Annotated in this window: 13 protein-coding genes; 1 reads left to right on the top strand and 12 read right to left on the bottom strand. The window is 39.7% G+C overall.

The features are described from left to right. Positions 1–9: 9 nt before the first annotated feature. The 6 genes from IEV91_RS19255 to IEV91_RS19230 form a co-directional block, all read right to left on the bottom strand. Positions 10–3,051 carry an ATP-binding protein gene (locus IEV91_RS19255; protein ID WP_188499057.1) on the bottom strand — a complete coding sequence of 1,014 codons (3,042 nt, stop codon included), beginning with the start codon at positions 3,049–3,051 and terminating at the stop codon, positions 10–12. A 158-nt stretch (positions 3,052–3,209) separates the two neighbouring features. Then, positions 3,210–8,831 (bottom strand): Ig-like domain-containing protein, encoded by a 5,622-nt coding sequence (locus IEV91_RS19250; RefSeq protein WP_188499056.1) that lies wholly within the window; start codon positions 8,829–8,831, stop codon positions 3,210–3,212. A gap of 349 nt (positions 8,832–9,180) precedes the next feature. Continuing rightward, positions 9,181–10,629 carry a cardiolipin synthase gene (cls, locus tag IEV91_RS19245; RefSeq protein ID WP_188499067.1) on the bottom strand — a complete coding sequence of 483 codons (1,449 nt, stop codon included), beginning with the start codon at positions 10,627–10,629 and terminating at the stop codon, positions 9,181–9,183. 162 nt (positions 10,630–10,791) lie between these two features. Then, entirely contained in the window at positions 10,792–11,109 is a 318-nt protein-coding gene (locus IEV91_RS19240; RefSeq protein ID WP_308420053.1) for a group-specific protein, read from the bottom strand. A gap of 321 nt (positions 11,110–11,430) precedes the next feature. Beyond that, positions 11,431–12,489: an FUSC family protein gene (locus IEV91_RS19235; RefSeq protein ID WP_188499055.1), complete on the bottom strand. Its 1,059-nt coding sequence runs from the start codon at positions 12,487–12,489 to the stop codon at positions 11,431–11,433. Positions 12,490–12,616: 127 nt separating this feature from the next. Continuing rightward, positions 12,617–13,063, bottom strand: a complete 447-nt coding sequence (locus IEV91_RS19230; RefSeq protein ID WP_188499054.1) for a MarR family winged helix-turn-helix transcriptional regulator — start codon at positions 13,061–13,063, stop codon at positions 12,617–12,619. 271 nt (positions 13,064–13,334) lie between these two features. Here IEV91_RS19230 and ftsZ point away from each other — a divergent pair, with 271 nt between their 5' ends. After that, positions 13,335–14,543, top strand: a complete 1,209-nt coding sequence (gene ftsZ / locus IEV91_RS19225) for a cell division protein FtsZ (RefSeq protein WP_188499053.1) — start codon at positions 13,335–13,337, stop codon at positions 14,541–14,543. 249 nt (positions 14,544–14,792) lie between these two features. On the opposite strand, the gene IEV91_RS19220 is transcribed toward ftsZ, so the two are convergent. From IEV91_RS19220 to IEV91_RS19195, 6 genes are all read right to left on the bottom strand, one after another. Then, complete coding sequence (locus IEV91_RS19220) at positions 14,793–15,971, bottom strand: serine hydrolase domain-containing protein (protein ID WP_188499052.1); 1,179 nt, start codon at positions 15,969–15,971, stop codon at positions 14,793–14,795. 294 nt (positions 15,972–16,265) lie between these two features. Continuing rightward, positions 16,266–17,078 carry a metal ABC transporter permease gene (locus tag IEV91_RS19215; protein WP_188499051.1) on the bottom strand — a complete coding sequence of 271 codons (813 nt, stop codon included), beginning with the start codon at positions 17,076–17,078 and terminating at the stop codon, positions 16,266–16,268. Positions 17,079–17,081: 3 nt separating this feature from the next. Beyond that, on the bottom strand, positions 17,082–17,831 hold the full coding sequence (locus tag IEV91_RS19210) for a metal ABC transporter ATP-binding protein (protein ID WP_188499050.1): 750 nt from the start codon (positions 17,829–17,831) through the stop codon (positions 17,082–17,084). Positions 17,832–17,861: 30 nt separating this feature from the next. Further along, complete coding sequence (locus IEV91_RS19205) at positions 17,862–18,821, bottom strand: metal ABC transporter solute-binding protein, Zn/Mn family (protein WP_188499049.1); 960 nt, start codon at positions 18,819–18,821, stop codon at positions 17,862–17,864. Between the two features lie 193 nt (positions 18,822–19,014). After that, entirely contained in the window at positions 19,015–19,773 is a 759-nt protein-coding gene (locus IEV91_RS19200; RefSeq protein WP_188499048.1) for a YibE/F family protein, read from the bottom strand. Next, complete coding sequence (locus tag IEV91_RS19195; protein ID WP_229745659.1) at positions 19,770–20,486, bottom strand: YibE/F family protein; 717 nt, start codon at positions 20,484–20,486, stop codon at positions 19,770–19,772. The genes IEV91_RS19200 and IEV91_RS19195 overlap by 4 nt, the downstream gene beginning before the upstream one ends. Between the last annotated feature and the right edge of the window lie 72 nt (positions 20,487–20,558).

Genomic DNA, 20,558 nt, shown 5'->3' with positions numbered 1-20,558 from the left:
TCATCCATCTCATTCCTTATTTGGTATACAAAAAGAAACCGTTGTACCTTGGTTAGGGATACTTCTAACTTCCAATCCTTTTCCATAAAATTGTTTCAAACGACGATTTGTGTTTTGGAGTCCAATTCCACCATCCTTATTAAAGGATTTTTCTTGTATCCTTTGTAAGACCTCTCTAGTCATTCCGACCCCACTATCCTTAATAGAAATCTTAATTTCCTTTAGACCATTTTCTATACAAATGTTTATCGTTCCACCCTGAGTGGTTTTTAAAACGCCATGTTTTACAGCATTTTCAACAAGCGGCTGGATAATTAGTGGTGGGAGAAGGAAATGCAAATTAGGGTCTACATTCCATTCAACATTAATTCTCTCACCGAATCGCTCCTTCTCGATAAAAAGATAAGAGCGTACAAGGGCAAGCTCTCGATCTATTGGTACCATTCTATCAGAGTTATGAAAGTCATAACTCATCCTAAGATAATGACTAAATTCTTCAATCAACCTTTGCATTTTCTCTATATCCATGGTTCCCAATGCAGCAATTGAATTCATTGTATTGTAGAGAAAATGCGGCTTTATCTGGGCTTGAAGCCACGCAGCCTCAATTCGTTGGTGCTCCTCAATAGACTGCTTTAATTGAATCAAGGCATTGACCCGAGCTTTAAGCTCCCAAGAGTCAACGGGTTTAGCAACATAATCATTGGCACCTGCCTGAAAGCCAACACCAATATCCTCTAACCGATTTCTGGCCGTTAAAAGCAGAATTGGCAACTCCGAGATGGAAAAACGTTCTCTAATCTTTCGGGTTAATTCATATCCTGAAATATTAGGCATCATAACATCAGAAATCACAAGATCAAAATGTTTAGAATCTATCCTATCTATAGCTTGATTAGCACTGGAAACTGCTAAAATCTCATAATATTTTGGGTCAAAGACATTAATTAGCACTTGCTGATTCAAGGGATCGTCATCCACTACCAGCAAGCTAGGTTTTTTCTCAAATGTACTGGTGATCTGCGCTGGAGCCATTTCAAGCTCTTTTGATACAGCAACACTTTTTTTGGCTGACTTTTTAAGGTCATAATTTTCCGTTTCCTGTTCAGCATCCTCAGATAAGGAAAGTGTAAAGGTGAAAAGAGATCCCTCACCTGGAGTGGACTTGACGTTTAATGTCCCACCATGAAGCTCAACGTATTGTTTACAAATACTTAAACCAAGACCGAATCCTCCGACCACTTTCGTTCGATTAGAATCAGCTTGTTCATACGGTAAAAAGATTTTACTTTGCATCTCTGAATCCATACCTATTCCAGTATCCATAATATGAATGTGTGCCGTCTCATTTATTACTTCAGCACTGACGGATATTTCGCCTTCATCGGTAAATTTTACGGCATTGTGAAGTAAGTTAAACATAATTTGAATGAGCCTTTTTTCATCTGCTTTAACGGCTGGAAAATCCTCAGGAATATTAATGCTTAGAGTAATAGGCTTTCCCTCTAACATGTACTGAAGCATCTCAAAAATACTCCCAACAATAGACTGTACCTTCACGTTTTTAATGTGTAATTGTATGGTCTTTTCCTGAAGCCTGGTCACATCTATTAAATCATCCAATAGTAATGCCATGCGTTTTGCTACGGTCAGTTGTACTTTTAATTTCTCTGTATACTCCTTAGATAGTTCACCGTTTTTATTTTCTAACACATTTTGAGTGATATTCATGATCCCATGCAGAGGATTTCTAAGTTCATGTGAAGTATTTACCAAGAAGTCATCTTTTTGTTGATTAACCTTTTGAAGCCTTTCAGCAATCCGTTTCGTCTGATTGTTAGTTCTTACATAACGTTTAAACCAGAACCCCGCAAAACAAAATACAGCAATCATTAAATCAAAAGGGTAATAGACGGATTCATAAGAATAGGCATTAAACTTCCATATTGACCAAAAAATATTAACACCAATACTGCTGACACCCAAAATAAGAAAAATACTATCATCCCTTTTAATGGATGCCTTTTTCAGAATATAGACCGAGATAAAGATAGAAAACCAAAGAACTAATAGTAATTCTTTCTTTATTAAAAGAATCATTTGCACCGGTGCAAATAAAATAAATAAAACTTCAGCCAAACAATAGACCGAAAACCAGTGTATCAATTTCTGATCTTTAAAATCAGGATATAATTGTTTAAGTATTAACGGTATAAAGGCAACCACACTTATATATGATAAAAAAGTTATCCTCATGGAAAGCGGATAAGACATCGGCAACCATACAAATAGGAGTTTATCATCCTCGACCAAAACACTTAGAACCGCGGAAAAAATTAATAAAGAAAAGTAGATAAGCCCTTTATTTCTTATCCCAAAGCAATAGAGCATAATGGCGTACAACCCATGGATGAAAAAGATGATACACAGCGCCACCTGCATACTCGTAGAAAGAGTACCCCAATAATTAATTGCTTTTGGAGTTCCAAGCCTTATGGGCTCGGTAATGCCACCCTCCCCTGTCTGATTTGAGACTTGAATATCAATGGTCATTTTGTCGTGACCAGACGGTATTGTTACAGTATAGGGTAAATTACGTGCTTGATAAGTTTTGGACTGAGTAGAGGGATTTCCTGCCCCTTTGATAGGTCTTCCATTAACATAAAGTGTTGATGCTCGATTGATATTAATTATTCTTAATTTAAAGGTTTGATCTTTATTCTTCCCTAACAAGATTGTGAGTCTATAAGTTCCATATTTAAAATTACTATTCCTTTTTTTGAAGGCATTATTCCAATCCCCAGGAACCTTTAAAAACATTTTTTTTAGCCCTTTGCTATTTGTATGTTCCTTATCGTTATGAATGAATTGGTTAGGGAAAAAGGCCCATTCTCCATTTAGAGGAATAGTATGGTGATCCGAAACTTGAAACTCTTTTAAATTGAGTGTTCCGTCAACAATTTCGGGAAGAGCATCCTGCTTTTGCACATTGAGCCATGTTAGCCGAAGCCCTGTGATGAACATAAGAAAAAGTATAATAATGAAACTCATTTTTTTAATCGTCATAATAGTTTACTTTCGACATTCGACATTTTTCTTCCTTCTTTGCTGAAAATCTCTCATAAAAAAGCAGCCTGTAGAATAGAAGCACGCGCCTCTCTACAGGCTGTTATGACTTACCTAGTTTATAAATTTTTCTTTCCTATACTTTAATTCTTTGTCTGTCTCTTCCGCCTACTAACAATAAGCGTAAAACCGATGATCAGGAAAACGGCACTCAGTAGCAGCCAATTATAAGTATTGCTAGCTGTCTCAGGTAAATCATTCCTCTGATCGCTCTTTTTTAATGCACTTTCAGCCTTTTGTAAGGATTTAAGAGCAGCATCAACTTCCATCTGTGTAGCCTGAGGATCTGCTATGACGGCTTTTGCATGCTCTAACGCCTTTTGGTAAGCCTTCCAACTTGCTTTTGTATAGTCTTTGGCTGACAAATGACTTTGGAGTATTTCTTCTTCCTTAAGCTGTGCTTTATCAACAGCTAAAGCCTGTCTCGCCGTTTCTAATAATGCTTTAGCCTTATTAATCGCCTCTTGCGTAGCAGCTGGGTTATTTAGGAGCTTTTGTGCATTCTTAAGTGCTTTTTGGTAGTCATACCAACTCGCTTTGGAATAATTGGATGAAACAAGTTTATCAGATTTTTTCACTTCATCAGCCAAGGCTTTTGTATCAACAAGAGCATCATAAGCTTTGGAAAGAGCCTCAACAGCTTGATCAACTTCAGCTTGTGTCGCTTTTGGATCATCAAAAACAGCTTTAGCATTACTATAAGCATCTTCAAAGTTTTTCCAGGAATTATTTGTGTAATCATTTTCATTTAGGGCTTTACTCTTAATCCCTTCTTTTAAACTATAAAGAGCCTCTTTATCAACAACTATAAAGTTGTGATATTTTGTGACACTTTGATGACCCGATTTGAACGTGGTCACTTCAACTTGGTATTCACCCGAAACAAGTGTGTCTTCGATAGTGTACGTCCAAGTTCCATCAGGATTAATGGTTAATTCCTCTTTATTGACAATAACTTTTTTACCATTCGGGCCAGTGATCGTCATTATTGCACTTTCCGCATCCTTATCTACTGTTCCCTTAATGTCAGGAGTGATATCATTAGTGATACCATTAGGTTGATCAATTTGTAGTGCATGTCCAAATGGATCGCCAGCATGAAGATTGAAATCTTCCACAGGTGTGCTATTTTCTTCATCGCCTACGATATTTGACTGACCTTTTTCTTTGTCATAGATCACTTGAACATCCGTGTCGCTCGAAAGCTCTGTTCCTTTTTCCAAAGTCAATTTGATTTTATTAGTTTTCTTTTCATTTTTTATATTAACTAACTCAGCATTAATAACTTTTACTTCTTTACCATTCACTGTTACTGTGAAACCAGATTTCGCATCTAGTGCCTTACCGGTAAATTTAACAGCTTTGTCAAAGGAAACCGTAATTTCATCATGACCATGGTCAAAGGTTGCCTTTATAGCTTTTGGCTCAACTTTTTCGAGGGCTTCTCTTTTTTCTTTAAGCTCGGTTAATGACTCATTAACCTCAGCCTGAGAAGCATTAGGATCAGCCAAGACATCCGTAGCATGATCTCGTGCTACGACAAAATCATCCCAACCCGTGCGATAGTCTTCTTTTTTAAACTCACTCACTTCCTCAGTTTCCTTTTGAAGTGCAGCTTTATCTACAACAGTAAATTCAACTGATTTTGTGACCATTCTTCCAGTTTTGTCATCTTTGGCTGTCACTTGAACTGTGTAATGGCCTGGTTCAAGTGCATCAAAACCATCCCAATCTTCAAATGACCAGTTTTCTCCTTTTATTACAGCATCTGCATCGGTCACATATTTCTGACCCTTAACATCAACGATTGTGACCGTCACACTGTCTGCATCTTTGTGTACTTTACCCGTAAACGGTGGCGTCCGGTTATCTGTGTTCCCTTTAGTTCCATTGATTTGCAACCCTTTACCAAATTCATCCGTTGCTGTGATTTTAAAGGGCTCATCAACGGTACCATTTTCTTCATCACCAAATAGGTTAGGATGATTGGAATCTGGTGCATACTCTATGACAACCTTTTTGGCGTCACTATCTAATGGGCGATCAACCGTTAATTTGACTTTATCCCCATCAGCAATGGCCTCTGTTACCTTATACTTTTTGCCGTCTACCTTAACTGTAAATCCTTCTGTTGGATGTTCTGCAGTCAATATCACGTTCTTATCAAAGTCTATCGTAACTTTGTTTTGACCATGTTCATAAGTAGCAGGGCTTGTCTCTACTGGTGGATACTTTTCTAGCGCTTCTCTCTTTGCCTTAAGTTCCGTTAACGCCTGATCAACCTCATCTTGAGAAGACGTAGGATCTGCTAAAACCTCCGTTGCATGATTCTGCGCTTCTTTAAAACCATCCCAACCCGAACGGTAGTCATCTTTATCAAAATCCTTTACATCTTCATATTCTTTGTTTAGTGCGGTCTTGTCTACAATTGTAAAAGAAGCTGATTTGGTGACCCTTCTACCTGAATCATTATTCACTGCTGTAACAGTAAATGTATATTTTCCATTTCTAAGTTTACTTCCTTCAGGAACTTTATATGACCAAGTATCGTCGGTATTTAACTTGGCTTCTACATTTTGAAGGTCTTCTATTACATTACCATGGGAATCATAGAAAGTAAGGGTTACTCTATCAGCGTCTGTATGAGCTGCCCCCGTAAAGGTTGGTGTTTGATTATCCGTATTTCCCTTAGTTGATTTAATTTGTAACCCTGCACCAAATGCGTCTGTTGCAGTGATGCTAAAGTGCTGAACTGAAGTCCCATTTTCTTCATCACCCAATAGGTTGGGTTGAGTTGAATCTGATGTATACTCTACAACTACTTTTTTTGCGTCACTATCTAGCGGTTGGTCCACTGTTAACGTGACTTTATCACCATGGGCATTAGCATCAGTTACTTTATAGGATTCTCCATCCACTATCACTGTGAAACCTTGAGAAGGATTTCCTGCTATTAATTCTACTTTTTTGTCAAAATCAATGGTAATTGCCTTTGCTCCATGTTCATAAGTAGCTGGATCAGTTTCCTGCGGTGGGTATTTCTCAAGTGCTTCTCTTGTTTTGTGTAAATTGATTAATGCTTGATCGACCTCATCTTGAGAGGCGGTTGGATCAGCTAAAACTTCACTTGCATGATCCCGGGCTTGTTTAAAATCAACCCAACCCGCACGATAGTTGTCTTTATCAAAACCTTTTACTTCATCATATTCTTTGTTAAGAGCCTTTTTATCAACAATGGTAAATGCTTGCGATTTGGTCAAACTCCGACCATTTGTTTGTTGTGTTGCGGTTGCCTCAACGCTGTATTCACCTGGTGCAAGAGGATCCGGGAGTTCTAAAGTCCAGTGACCATTCTCAAGTATCGCATCAGCATTATTAACCACATTATCTCCGTTGATATCTTTTATCGACACCTTTACTGAGTCTGCATTTGTATCAACAGTACCTTCAATTGCCGGTTTTGGATCGTCTGTATTACCTTTTGGAGATTGGATCTGTAGTGCATTATAAAAAGGATCAGTCACTACCCTTTCAAATGTCTCAACAGCGGCCCCATTGTCCTCGTCACCGTAGACATTTGAACGCCCTTGACTTCTATCGTAATTCACTTTTACTTCAGTCGCCTCAGCAGAAAGTGTACCATCGACTGTCAGCGTGAGTTTATCACCTTTAGCTGTAGCATCGAGCACTGGATAATCTTTACCATCAACAGTAACTGTAAAACCTTCAGCAGCATTATTTTGATCAGCAAATTTTACCGCTTTATCAAAATCAAGAGTGATTTGATTGGAGCCATGCTCAAAGGTTGCGGATTGCTCCTCTGGTGGTAACTTTACAAGATTTTCTTTAGCCTTTTGAAGATCTTGTAACGCTTTGTCAACATCAACTTGATCAGGGTTGGATGTGCTGCTTGAATCTGTTATGTCATCTAATAAGGCTTTTGCAGCTTGTAATGCTGAGGCAAATTCGATATCAGAATCAGTATCGTCATCCACCCAACCATCTTGATAATCTTCTTGTTTAAGGTTTTTTACTTCGTTGTAATACCTTTCTAAGTTTGTTTTATCCACAAAAGTGAACGTGGATTGCTTTGGATCCGATGTCGCTCCCCCCTTAGAGGAAGTGGCCTGAATAGTATACTCGCCTTTAGATAAGCTATCGTCAAGAGTGATTGTCCATTTTCCATTGTCATCGACACTTGCTGGACCATTATATACTTTATTACCATTCGGACTAGTTACACTCACGTTAACCGTGGATCCAGGTTCAGTTGATCCAGTAATGCCTTTTTGATTGGGGTCGTAAATATACGCTTTATCTGTTGGGACACTAATCTTTAAAGACGATTTCAGCGCATCTGCCGCTTGGCTTTTTGTGCTCATCATTATTTTGACATCATCATCTTCTAGTGTACTTTGTTTTCCCTCACTATTTACAACAGAGATTTTCACAGGACGATCGCCGCTGTACTGAGTATTTTCATATTGTACAAGTTGAGCAATCGCATCGACCACACCTTTAACGACTTTAGAACTCACGACCCGTACATTATCAATACTTAAAGTTGCACCATGAGTTGTGCCATCAGTACGATTGAACGAGCCAGCAACAAAACGAAAACGATAGTTTCCATCAGCTGGAACCTCTCCAGAATTGGTTGTCCAATTTTGTGCTGATCCTCGTCCATAAAGAATTTCAGTTGATGCCCCAGTGTCTTCATTTACTAAAAATCCATAGACTTCGTAATCGTCACCACCATCATTGGCTTTCCAATCGAAGGATAATTTATCACCTTGTTTCGCACTAAAGGGAGCGCTAACCGCTTCGATGCCAAATGAAGAAGCAATTTTGCCATCCTTTTCAGCATAATCTCCTTTGGCAAGAGAAGCATTCAAGAAACCTATTTCAAGAGTATGGGATTTTTTAGGATCAGAATCATTATTCACATTTTGTACGTATCCATATTTTCCATTGTTTGTGGTCCATCCATTAAAAACGGCTTCAAATCCCTCAACATTTTGGGGATCATCAGTTGTTGCTTTTCCACTGCCATAATCCACATTAGTCTTATAAGAATACGAATGACCTGGTCCAGTTACGGTATAGGTACCATCCCCATTTGAGACTACACTTTCATAAGTTCTTCCTTGTGTATGAGTCGCTAATTTCTCCCCTAACCAAATTTGATTAACGGTATTACCCTTATCATCTTTACTTTGATGATTAATCGTCCAACTTGGAACGGTGACACCCTCTCCAACTGATCCCTCTTCAAAGTTACCATTAGGCAATGGAGCAGAAAGATCAACCTTAAGAGCTTTACCTTCCCCATTCTCCTCACTATTCACCGAAGCAATCGGGTCACCATCTAGTAAAATTTGATCACCTTCAACTTTTAGGACCGAACCTCCATCTAAAGTGACCTTTGCACCATCAGGCAAAAATAGCCTTTCGGAATCGGCATAGCCATTGGAATCTTGAATATCAAATTTTATATACCCTTCTGCAAACGTCTCTCCAGACTGGGCATTGAGTTGAAAGTCAGGAGCAACTTGCACAGGATGACCCATCAGAGGATCATAATTTATATCGTCAAGTTCATCAGCAAATACGCTTTGTTGCCCCAATCCTAATCCTGGTATGATTGTCCCAATCAATAGAATAGCAGTTAATAAGATTGCTATTTTAGATTTAAACCTTCTCAATCATCTCACCTCTTTCAAAAATTTTTGTGTTACATCCATTCTCAAAACAGGTATGATTATATCAATCGGATCTCTACAAAAACTCTACAACTTTCTACAAACCTTTACATTTAACGTTGACTCCATGTTCTTTTATGAACCTGTAGAGTATGTTTCCCTGCTATCAATATCATTTATGGGAAGGATGATATAATGTTATGTTTCACTCCAGGCAAAAAACAAATGATAGGACAGGCTTACATGAAACAAAGTCTTTCTCTCACTTCTCATTCCTTTGTGGTATCCATTGATATATTTCAATAAAAAGAAGCCTACCTCCATTTTGAGATAGACTTCTTTAACTCCGTGGCTATAGTATCGGGGTGAGCAAGCGAGAGATCCCTTCTTTAATTCTAATCACTAACGACCGCGCTTTATAGCGTTCAGGTGTGAGCTCCTGACAAGCCTCACTATCTTTGTGAAACATCTCTTGAAGTTGCTCCGCTATTTTCTGATCATAAACCACGGCATTCACTTCAAAGTTCAGTCTAAAGCTCCGTGAATCAATATTCATTGTTCCTACTGAAGCGACTTCCCCATCGACCACTAATGTCTTAGCATGCAAAAAACCATTTTCATACAACAGGATCTTAGCGCCGTATTTCACCAACTCACCAGCATAAACCCATGTTGCCCAGTAAACAAATGGATGATCAGGCTTGTTAGGAATCATAATGCGAACATCGACACCCGAGAGGATGGCAATTTTACAGGCATCCATAAAACTTGTATCTGGAATAAAATAAGGCGTTTGGATATAGACACTCCGTTTTGCAGAGGTAATAAGTTTAATGTACATATTCTTTAGATGCTCATCTTCTGAGTTAGGTCCACTAGCGACAATTTGCACGGGGAGATGGCCCTTGTGATTCTCGGCATTAAAGCAGAATTCATTATAGTTTATTCTTTTGTGTTTCCCCGCTTGATGCCAATCCAAAATGAATCTGCCTTGTATATAGTTCACCGCAGCGCCCTTTATTCTAAAATGGGTATCCCGCCAATAACCGAACTTCTTGTTCGCGCCAAGATATTCATTACCAACATTAAAGCCTCCAATATAAGCGATGTCACCATCAATAATGCACAGCTTTCTATGATTTCTATTATTCAACCGAAAATTGATTGGTCTAAGCAATGAAGGAAAGAACACCTCTACTTCTCCACCATAATCATGCAAGCCTTTAAAAAACCTTGGGTGGAGCTTTTTTGATCCTATTTCGTCATAGAGAACCCGTACCTTTACCCCTTCTCTTGCCTTTTTAATTAACTCATCTCTGAGCTTTTGTCCCAATGTGTCTGGTTGAATGATATAGTACTGGATATTAATCTCTTTCTTAGCTGCTCTTATATCATCGAACAAGGCTTTAAATTTCTGCTCTCCATCGTTAAAGATCGCGATCTCATTGTGATAAGTTAACAGGGCATGGGAGGAAATAAGATTCATCCGCACTACATCAGAATAAGCTTCTAACAAAGGGGGATGCTGCTCCTTTTCAAAGGCCGCAAGCTGCTGTTCCACAGCCGATTGCAGGACCGAACGTTCTTCGATTGAAAGTCTATAAAAATTTTTTCGTGTTAATTTGCGGCCAAAGAAGATATAGACAATAAAGCCTAAAATGGGAATAAAAAATAAGACCATTAACCAAGCCCAAGTATACCCAATATCTCTCCTTTCAAAAAATAACACACCAGCTGCGAGCAATATATTAATAATCAAAACAGTCGAGACTATGAATGAAATGATGTGACTAATTTCCATATCCATATACGTTTCTCTTCTCCCCTTAAAAACGGTCACTGACACTACTATAACTATTAGGTACAATATCCCAACTCACCGTTAATATCAAATCAGCTTTATCAAGTGTATCCCCTTTTATCCCAAACCTATTCACATTGTTTCTTATAGCAGTGATCCACGTTAAGTAGCAAAAATTGAAATCCGTTCAATGAGCTCATCCAAGGTTCCAATGAACAAGTCTACTTCGGGCAAATGATAAAAGGTCGTGGTATTTTCTAAATGATGGACATCCTCATTCGGAGAATACAGATGGACTTTTTTACCTTGTCCCAATGCGAGGCCTAATTCAACATGACTGCCTTTTCCCGCGGGTAATAATACAATGATATGATCCGCATCCAAAACAGCTCGTTTCTCTTGTATGCCTATTTCTCGTAACGATTTAGCAGCCGAGGCTTGCTCATTGCGCGTCCAATCATAGGTTTGAATATGACCCAAACCTGCAATTTCTCGCTAACAAATCTTACTGCATCTAGATTTCTAAAACTTGAGGCAATATAAAACTTCATCTCCGCTTTTCCTCTCTCATTTATTTTATTTTTGAAAAGACGAACGAAACAAGAGTGAAACTAACATATAAGCGTTGTGCACGCACAAAAGAGAGCCGCAACTCAAAAATGCCCATGTGGAAAGCGAGGATTATGCCGAAAGGCTTGTTAGAAGCAATTGGAGTAAGAACGCGCGAGCTTTTACATCACCATTACTCCAAGCTTAAACTTCATGACTTAACCTATCTTCACGCATTTTTCATTCACCTTTTTAATGCGTCTTAGCCCTCGGTTTGAATTGCCAGATGAGATACCCTAAAAAGAACGAAATCGCACAGCCAATACATGTATCTAATAGTCGGTCAACTAATAGTTTATCTGTCATTCCGTTATTCACACTATACATAATAACCATTAACGGTGTCATTAGCATAGAATAGAGGAAATAGCTTCTTTCCTTTAAAAGAGGGCGGAAAGCTGTTAACATTCCTACAACGAACACAATAGTAACATGCGATAGTGGCAATAGAAGCAGAAGACTTCCGACCAAAACCCCCATCACCGTACCCAATCCTCTTTGAAAGATTCTTTGCAAAGCAGAGGCAAACCGACGGTGAGTAATTAAGATCACCGTCAATGGAATCCAATAGGAGCGATCCTGTCCAAGACATAGCCCCACTGTTTCTGCTGTGACCATGCATAATCCTATTCGGATTGGAAACTCCCACCCCTTAAATTGCTTCAGCATTTTCTTCCAATGCTTAAAAAGCATTTTGAAAGGAATCTCCCTTGTTGATGAAGCTGATTGTGAGCGATCTTTTTGTTTGAAAAAAATCCTAAATATGAGCGAGAGGAATGTCGCCCAAGCTGCTCCAAGGCCAAAGACAAAGGCGAACTGAAGAGAAACAACTCTCCCTCCGTTCGAGCCGAAACCTGAACCAATAATGAAAAACACCAAAAATTGAATGCCTAATAGAGCAGGCTGCCGCCCCATCCCAGTGATGTGGGCTACGATAAAGGATAGACCAACAATCCATAAAGCTGTCTGCCAACTCTGCCCCCCTTCCAAACTCCCTAAGAAAACTGAAGTCGTTCCGACAAGCACAGTCATAAGAGACTCTAGGATCCCCTTACTCAGCTTTGAAGAAGCTGATCCTCCGATAATGAACATCGCACCAAGCGTCGCTAATAAGCTCGCCTCTAAATGATCGAAAATAATGCCAAATATGATCGGACCCATCATTCCCATAAAGCCCATGATCAACCTACGAAAACTCAGAGGCGCTTTAGGCTTAACATCGGGGTAGATCAAGGATACTAGTGTATGCAAAGTCTTACTCATCCTCTTATGAGGTTCTTCTTTGCGATTAAAGTGTTTGGACTCTATTTTTCTCCCTCCTCACCTGAAATCCATACCCGAATAATAATTAGAACTCTAACTATATAAGCAAAAATTTTTAAGACTTGCCCAAGGTCCTTATCATTTTCATCAGCCCTTTCTTTAGCTGCTTAAACTCTTCAGGCGAATAAGCCGACCCTAGCTTTTTATCTAGCACAGTTGAAATGTCGCGTGTTTGAACGGCAAGTTCTTTGCCTTTATCTGTTAAATAAAGCTTTTTATATCGCCCATCATCAGGATGATCCACTCTATAAACAAGCTCTCTTTTGACTAAACCATTCACGAGACTGGTCACACTTGACCGTTCCGTCAATAAGATGGTTTGTAATTCCGAGGGCAATAGACCTGGGCGCAAATAAATAATCCCCAACGCACTCCATTGGGTAGGTGTGATGTTAAAAGGCTTTAACTGTTCTTGGACTTCCTTACGAATCGCTCGGTTGGCTAGCTTTATTAGACGACTTATCGGCATTTCTCTATCGTTCTTCTCGTTTCCCTTTTCCATAAATGATCCCTTCTGAAACTAATTAGAATTCTAACTACATTTTAGAGCTCTTCCGTGTCTTTGTCAAAGACATCAGCAAGTTCCGAGTAAACAACCCAGCTTGGACACATAAAATCGGAGCAGCTTCTACGAAATCAAAGGAAAATGGTGAGCTTTTCCTTGTCATTTTATTGGGACAAGGAACCTGACCCTGTGTCCCACAAAAGGCCTAAACCGCTGTCGAATATTATGAATAAGTCTTTTTGCTCTGAAATCAAAATCATTAGGATAAATGGGGGGATTACTATTGGATTTTGATACAACGACAGACCCATTCGTTAAGATTAAAGTGATTGGTGTCGGTGGTGGCGGAAACAACGCGGTCAACCGTATGATTGAAGATCATGTTGAAGGTGTAGAATTTATTGCGGTTAATACAGATTTACAAGCGCTTAATCAATCAAAAGCAGAGATTAAAATACAAATTGGGACAAAGTTATCGAGAGGATTGGGCGCAGGTGCAAACCCCAAAGTGGGAAGAAAAGCAGTAGAAGAAAGCCAACAAGCGATTCAAGATGTTCTCCAAGGGGCAGATATGGTCTTTGTCACCGCTGGAATGGGAGGCGGTACAGGGACAGGGGCAGCTCCCGCTATTGCTGACATTTCTCGTAAACTCGGCGCGCTTACCATTGGCGTTGTCACACGGCCCTTTAAATTTGAAGGACCAAAGCGTGCTCAAAATGCTGAACATGGGATTGAAAAAATGGAGGAATCTGTAGATACCCTTATTATTATTCCAAACGATCGTCTCTTGGATATCATTGATAAAACAACACCTATGCTTGATGCCTTCCGAGAAGCCGACAGCGTGCTGCGCCAAGGTGTACAAGGCATCTCGGATTTAATTGCGGCACCAGGTTTAATCAATCTTGATTTTGCAGATATCAAGACGATCATGTCCCACAAAGGAACTGCCTTAATGGGAATAGGGATGGCTTCGGGTGAAAACCGCGCAACGGTAGCGGCTAAAAGAGCGATCAATAGTCCATTGCTTGAAACATCCATAAATGGCGCTCAAGGGGTGATTATGAACATAACCGGTGGAAGTCAATTAAGTCTTTATGAGGTGCAAGAAGCCGCTAGTTTTGTCTCTGATGCTTCACATGAAGATTTAAATATGATCTTTGGTTCGGTCATCAATGAAGAGTTAAAAGATGAGATGATTATCACAGTCATTGCTACAGGATTTAATCTTGAAAAAGCACCACCCGGATCAACGTCAAAGCAGCCTAAAACTCAAGAGTCATCTCATCCCTATCAAAGAAAGCAATCTACACCAACGCATCAGACATACACGGAAGAAGCATTTGATGCTGTACATGACTTAGACTTTAAAGAAGATATCCATAGCGATATCCAAGACTCAAAATACTCCGAAGAACCTTTGGAAAGCCGCTCTAGATTTCACAATAGAAAAAGGAGATTTAACTGGGAGCCGTAAAAACCACATCACTTAGTCGCTTCTGCTCTAAATCTTCCCCTGTAAACATGAGAATCATATACGTGCTAATAGCCCACAAACACAATTGTGGGCTATACGTTTTTGGCCATAGTCTAGAACTTCAAATATTTCAGGGACAGAGGAGTCATCAACTTATATCCAATGTTGTCCCTCTATTTCCTGCTTTAACGATTAATAGAGCAGGCTCTCTTTAAGTTTTTCTTCTGCCTATTCCTTATCTCGCAGGCTTTATTCAAATGCACTAAGGATGATATTACGTAGTTTTCTAGTGAGAGAGGTTGTACCTGAATCGGTCTTCTGCATCATGAATAGAAAGGTCAGACGCTCGTTGGGACAATTGCAAAAATAGGCACCGAGCCAACCGTCCCATCCATATTCCCCAAGACTACCAAGCATGTTCGCTTGACTCGGATCCGTCATGACGCGCATTAGGTTTCCATAACTATGTCCACTTAAATTAAAGCCTTTATCAAAACTCTGTTGTTGGACTGTATTTAGCGTAGCCGACGTTAAATACTTTACCGTCTCGGGACGTAAAATGTGATGTTCATCGAGCCGGCCTCCATTCATCAGCATCGTTGTAAATTTTGCATAATCATCTATGGTTGAAACAAGACCGGCCCCTCCGGATTCAAAAGCAGGCCGTCTATCCATTTGATTGTTAATTCCTAAATGATTCCCCGTATAAGGCACTAATTCGCCCTGCTCATTGTCTTCATAGACTTTCACAAGACGCTGTCTTTTTTCCTCTGGGACCCAAAAACCAGTATCCTTCATATTTAGTGGCTCAAATAATTCCTTCTGTAAGAAATCTCCAAAGCTTTTTCCACTAACGACTTCAATAACTGCTCCAAGTACATCCGCGGAAGTTCCATATTCCCATGAAGTCCCTGGATGAAAGGCCAATGGAATTTCCCCTAATGTGTTCATCGCCTCCACTGTCCCTATGGGGGTATCGCTCAATAATTTATCATCTATCTCCCGGAACAATGCTATCGTGTCCTGCCCTGTTCGATGCTCCCCGCCATAAACTAAACCTGAAGTCATAGAGAGTAAGTCTTTAATTGTCATCTCTCGCCGGACTGGGACTAATTGCCCGTTTTCGTTAACCACCTGACGTTTAAAACCATCTAAAAACTGGCTCACCGGCTCGAGTAAATCAATATCGCCTCGCTCTAATAAAATCATCATTGCCGTAGCTGTGACGGGCTTGCTCATGGAGTAAAGCCTGAAAATAGAATCCCTTTGGATAGGATGGCCAGCTTCCTTATCAGCAAAACCGTCTTCATGATAGAAGATTTCCTCACCCTCTTTTACAACCAATAGATTCCCACCCGCAATATGATGTTCAGCGATACTCTTTCTTAAAAGCTTCTTGACTTGATCCACTCCTGTTTGTTCGAGCATTCTATCATCTCCTCTATTAAATTGTTTTTATTTCTGCAAAAGGGTTTTTTTTTCAAAGATTAAGCCTATATGTATGCGTTTACTTACATAAGTATATCTTACCATATCTCATCGCTTTTGCTCTCATCCTTCGAACAAAAAGAAAATAAAACGGATACTAGCAAGTTGATATCTCGGAAAATTCAAAATGAATATTATACCGTAAAAATCCCCCAAAGTCGGGGGCAGCATGCCTACGCATTCGGGGGACAAGATGTGTCACTTATAATTCGAATTGGGACAAAGAACCTGACCCTATGTCCCAATCGGCTGAAATTTGGCTTTCAAGCTCGACCACCCTAGGGCTAAGAAGTAGCAGAGCGCTTCAAATGCTGTAATGTAAAAGCTCACAGGTGCATTTGTCATATAGCTTAAAGTGAGCCCCACCCAGATGCCTAACACGGCTAACACGGCGGACACGACAATCATTTTAAAAACCGATTGTGTAATATGACGTGCTGTGGAAGCCGGTATAGTCATAAGCGCAAAGACTAACAAAGCCCCGACGATTTGCACAGCTTCAGCGACACCGATTGAAAGTAATAAGAGAAAAGCGACAGAGATAAAGCGAATCGGTAATCCTGCAGCTTCAGCACCGACAGGATCAAAGGAATCAAACTTTAGCATTTTATACCCTAGTGTAAGTAGGCATAATAAAACCACCGTGAGAACCACAATCACCCACACATCTCTTGAACTAATCCCAACCACGCTGCCAAATAATATCGTTGAGGTAAAGCTCCCAGATTGTGTTGATAAAGATAAGAATAAAATGCCTAATCCTAAAAATACACTGAGCATGACGCTGATAGAGGCTTCTCTTCGAAAAAACTTGACACCCATCCGTCCAATGGCTAATGCCCCGACAGTCGTGAATAACAATAAGCCCTCTAACGGGTCCCAGCCCACATACGTCGCAAAAGAAGCTCCAGAAAAGCCAATATGAGAAAAGGAATGGGTAATGAAAGACAAGCCTCTCGCCATGACGAAGACACCAATAGCCCCGCACATAATGGCCACAATCGTTCCGGCAATAAAAGCGTGTTGCATGAAATCATAATGAAGCATCCTTTACCCTCCGTATCTCCTGTTTTCTACACTTGTCTGTAAGGCGTCATGAACATGCTGAGGTTGATAAAGGACATCCATATTGGCATTCTCTATAATATCCTGCGCTCGCCCAACAGAATAGTGTCCCCGAGTTAAGTACAATACCCGATGAGCGTATTTAGCCACCAGATGGATATCATGACTAATAAATAATGTGCTGATATGTTGTTCCGTGCAAAGCTCTTGGACAAGTGACGTTATCTCTTCTTGTGCCTTTGGATCTAAATTGGCCGTCGATTCATCGAGCAAAAGAACATCTGGATTTCTCACCAAGGCCTGAGCTAAAAATACTCTTTGCTTTTCACCACCAGAAAGCTTACCTATAGATTTTTTGGCTAAGCGGCTCGTATCTGTGAGCTCCATTGTTTCTTTAATCAAAATCCGATCCTTTTTGGTCAACCATGGCCTGATGCGATGCGGTAAACCGAGCGAAATAAAATCCCAAGTTTGAATCGGCATTTCTTCATCTATGGCTCTCGATTGGGGAACATAGCCAACGATTGGACGGGTATCGCTATGTGTCATTTCTACTGTTCCGTTTTGCGGCTTAATCACACCTAAAATCACTTTAAGCAAGGTGGATTTCCCTGCCCCATTAGGTCCAATAATACCGAGCATCTCTCCTGGCTGTACTGAAAAAGAAAGATTATCCAGGATTTTCTCCCCATTAATATAGACATCAATATGATCGACACTAAAATTTTCAATCATGATTGTCCTGTCTCCCTCTCAGAAGACTCCTTACTTGGCTTGAGCCTTCTCAACTTGTTTAAGTTCATCTGTCATCCATTGCACATAATCCTTACCTTCTGGAAGTGTTTCAGTTACTTCGACAATAGGAATATTGTTATCTTTTGCAAGACTAGAAAACTGTTTGACTACTGGACTTTCTACCTGTGTATTTTGAACAAAAAACGCAACCTTTTTGTTTTTGAGGTCATTTTTCATTTGTGCAAGATCTGCTGGTGCTGGATCTGTCTCTTCTTCAATGGCCATAGAGAATTTTTCATTATCTACTTCATAGTTCAACGCTTGTATCATGTAATCAAAAACAGGCTCTGTTGTTTCTACTTTCTTAGGTGTCTTTTGTTTTAACTTGCTGACTAAGTCTTCTAATGGCTGAATCGTTTCTTTATACTTTTCGACTTGCTGTTTATAGTAATCTGCATGATCCGGATCTAGCTCTGATAGTTTATCAGCAAGGGCGCTTGCTAATGTTGGCATGGTATCTGGCATGTACCAAAGGTGCTCGTTATCCCCTTCTTTTTTATTTAACAAATCATCGCCAACACGAATAACCGTTTTATCACTAGCTTCAGATGAAGAGGAAATTAATTTATCCATCCAGTTATCATAACCAATGCCATTGTAGATTAAGAGCTGGGCATCATTAACGGTCTTGCTCGTATTTGCCGTTGGTTCAAAGTCATGTGGATCAACACTTGGCTTATCAATAATAGAGGTAACCTTCACGTAATCCCCACCGACAGCTTCGGCAACTTCACCATAAAAATCTTCTGCTGCCACAATATTAATAGGTTGTTTAGAAGTATCGCTCTTCGTAGATGATGTGTCCTCTTGACTGGTATTACTTTTGCTTGTGTCATCCTTTTCGCCATTTGACGACGAACTGCAGGCTGATAACACCCCTATACTTAAAACAAGAATAAGTGCTACAAATAAAAAGCTTAACTTCTTCATATGAATCCTCCTATAATCCTCTAATGTGTAAATCGTAACAATTACTATTTACCTAGAACAATATAAATAGTAACCATTACGATTTTAAAAGTCAACCTCTTTTCTTAAAATCTTTTATAAATATTTTTTAGTACCCTTCGGCTCATTCCCTCGATCTCTATTTCATTTAGGACTAGCCCGATTTTAAGACGGGCTATCTCTCTCTACCTTTAAAAAGGATAGTAGCACTCATCCATGCCGTAATTGGAATGATAATCGCGACACCTATTCCGCCACTTAAAATCGAAATCACTTCAGAACTAAAGATTTTTGAATTGATGATGTCACCAAAGGAATACGATAATTTTTTAAACCATAAGATCAACGTCAGATAACCACCAATAAAAGCAAAATATAAGGTATTTGTCGTCGTTCCTAAAATATCTGTTCCAATTTTCATTCCCGAACGGAAGAGATTTTTTTTACTGATTAACGGTGTATGCACAACTAACTCATTCATTGAAGAAGCAATGGATAATGAAATATCAATAATGGCTCCAATCGTCCCCATAATGATCGTACAGATCGTCACTTTCGCAAAAGCAATGCCAATATAAAGTGAAAATCCACTGATTTCTTCTTCCTCTTCTTCACCAAACCCTTGAATCATCGCATGGTGTTCGATAATAAAGATGAAGGAAAGCAAAATGGCTAGGGTAATGATAAGTGATATAAATGTGGCCAGCGTCTTGTGATTAAATTTATTGATATAAAAGAGATTAATACAGCTGATCAACGTACACGCGACCAATGTCAGAGTGATGAGACTTTTGACATTTTGCATAAACAAAATAGCGACAAAAATTACACCAAAATTTAAGAATAACGCCAAAAACGAGGTGACACCTTTTTTACCACCAATACTACTCATCAGGATAAAGAGGATGACCGCTAATAGCTTGATTACGTTCATTTCCGACTCCCCTTTCTAAAAATAAACATCATGGAAAGATAGAGGGTGATCGGAATGGCCAAGACGATGCCAATACTTCCCGTGAGAGCTCGCACTAATTCCAATGATAGATTGAGAGAAAAGGTATCCATAAGCGGATAGCCGTTTTTTAAATAAAGGAGAATGATCGGGATCGTCCCACTGATGTAAGCAAAAAGCAAAATATTCGTCATCGCGCCCATCACATCTCCACCGATCTCCCTTCCCGATCGCATCAAGGCTTTACGGGAAATCTCTGTATTTTTTTCATATAATTCATAGACAGAAGAAGTGAGCGTAATGGCGATATCCATAACCGCCCCTAATGAGCCAATTAAGATTTGCGCCATAAAAACTTCTTGTGGCGGAACAAGGACAAATTGCATCGACTCAAAGTGAAGGCCATTAGAAGCCGTGAGCTTTAAAGTCGCAAAAGCAATTAACAATGCAATAAAGGTACTGATCAAAGTCGCGATGATGGCGACATATGTCTTTTCTTTCCGCCCACTGACTAGTACTAAAGAAAAAATAGTAAAAAGAACAGTAGCCACTATACAGATCACTAACAAGCTAGACTGTTGCAGCGTCAAATAGAGTGTTAAGGCGAGCAATAATAGGACAATATTGATCAACAGACTAACGATCGAATACAGACCTTGCTTTTTCCCAATAGTAAGCAACGCAAAGACGAACAAACCAACAAATCATAACCACCCTTCCAAAGGGTGGTTTGCACAAAGGCTATAAGCCTAAACTACCGGCCGGCG

This window comes from Pullulanibacillus pueri (assembly GCF_014639255.1).
GTDB classification, from domain to species: Bacteria; Bacillota; Bacilli; order Bacillales; family Sporolactobacillaceae; genus Pullulanibacillus; species Pullulanibacillus pueri.
Note: the sequence above shows the minus strand (reverse complement) of the source record. Positions and strands in the feature narration are given on the sequence as shown.